General features: G+C 52.8%; 1 rRNA gene. It reads right to left on the bottom strand.

What is annotated here, in order from left to right:
- Positions 1–61 precede the first annotated feature (61 nt).
- A 16S ribosomal RNA gene (locus tag BM252_RS00015) occupies positions 62–1,590 on the bottom strand.
- Positions 1,591–1,673 lie beyond the last annotated feature (83 nt).

Raw genomic sequence — 1,673 nt, 5'->3', positions numbered from 1 at the left:
ACAGTCGATAAGTGTGAATGCTTGATGATGTGAACCATTGCTGATTCTGTGCATACTCTAGAAAGGAGGTGATCCAGCCGCACCTTCCGATACGGCTACCTTGTTACGACTTCACCCCAGTCACGAATCCTACCGTGGTAAGCGCCCTCCTTGCGGTTAAGCTACCTACTTCTGGTAAAACCCGCTCCCATGGTGTGACGGGCGGTGTGTACAAGACCCGGGAACGTATTCACCGCGACATGCTGATCCGCGATTACTAGCGATTCCAACTTCATGCAGTCGAGTTGCAGACTACAATCCGGACTACGATACACTTTCTGCGATTAGCTCCCCCTCGCGGGTTGGCGGCGCTCTGTATGTACCATTGTATGACGTGTGAAGCCCTACCCATAAGGGCCATGAGGACTTGACGTCATCCCCACCTTCCTCCGGTTTGTCACCGGCAGTCTCATTAGAGTGCCCTTTCGTAGCAACTAATGACAAGGGTTGCGCTCGTTGCGGGACTTAACCCAACATCTCACGACACGAGCTGACGACAGCCATGCAGCACCTGTGTACTGGTTCTCTTTCGAGCACTCCCTGATCTCTCAAGGATTCCAGCCATGTCAAGGGTAGGTAAGGTTTTTCGCGTTGCATCGAATTAATCCACATCATCCACCGCTTGTGCGGGTCCCCGTCAATTCCTTTGAGTTTTAATCTTGCGACCGTACTCCCCAGGCGGTCTACTTCACGCGTTAGCTGCGTTACCAAGTCAATTAAGACCCGACAACTAGTAGACATCGTTTAGGGCGTGGACTACCAGGGTATCTAATCCTGTTTGCTCCCCACGCTTTCGTGCATGAGCGTCAGTCTTGACCCAGGGGGCTGCCTTCGCCATCGGTGTTCCTCCACATATCTACGCATTTCACTGCTACACGTGGAATTCTACCCCCCTCTGCCAAACTCTAGCCTTGCAGTCTCCATCGCCATTCCCAGGTTGAGCCCGGGGATTTCACGACAGACTTACAAAACCGCCTGCGCACGCTTTACGCCCAGTAATTCCGATTAACGCTTGCACCCTACGTATTACCGCGGCTGCTGGCACGTAGTTAGCCGGTGCTTATTCTTCAGGTACCGTCATTAGCAGGCTGTATTAGAACCCACCGTTTCTTCCCTGACAAAAGAGCTTTACAACCCGAAGGCCTTCTTCACTCACGCGGCATTGCTGGATCAGGCTTTCGCCCATTGTCCAAAATTCCCCACTGCTGCCTCCCGTAGGAGTCTGGACCGTGTCTCAGTTCCAGTGTGGCTGGTCGTCCTCTCAGACCAGCTACTGATCGATGCCTTGGTAGGCCTTTACCCCACCAACTAGCTAATCAGATATCGGCCGCTCCAGGAGCATGAGGTCTTGCGATCCCCCACTTTCATCCTTAGATCGTATGCGGTATTAGCGTAACTTTCGCTACGTTATCCCCCACTCCAGGGTACGTTCCGATATATTACTCACCCGTTCGCCACTCGCCGCCAGGTTGCCCCGCGCTGCCGTTCGACTTGCATGTGTAAGGCATGCCGCCAGCGTTCAATCTGAGCCAGGATCAAACTCTTCAGTTTAATCTCTGTTACTTTGACACTTTCGTGTCACCCTTATTGCTAAGGGGTCGCTCACTCAAAATACTGACAGGCCACTTCTTGCG

Source organism: Rugamonas rubra, assembly GCF_900114705.1.
GTDB lineage: Bacteria > Pseudomonadota > Gammaproteobacteria > Burkholderiales > Burkholderiaceae_D > Rugamonas > Rugamonas rubra.
This window is presented reverse-complemented; position numbering and strand designations above follow the sequence as displayed.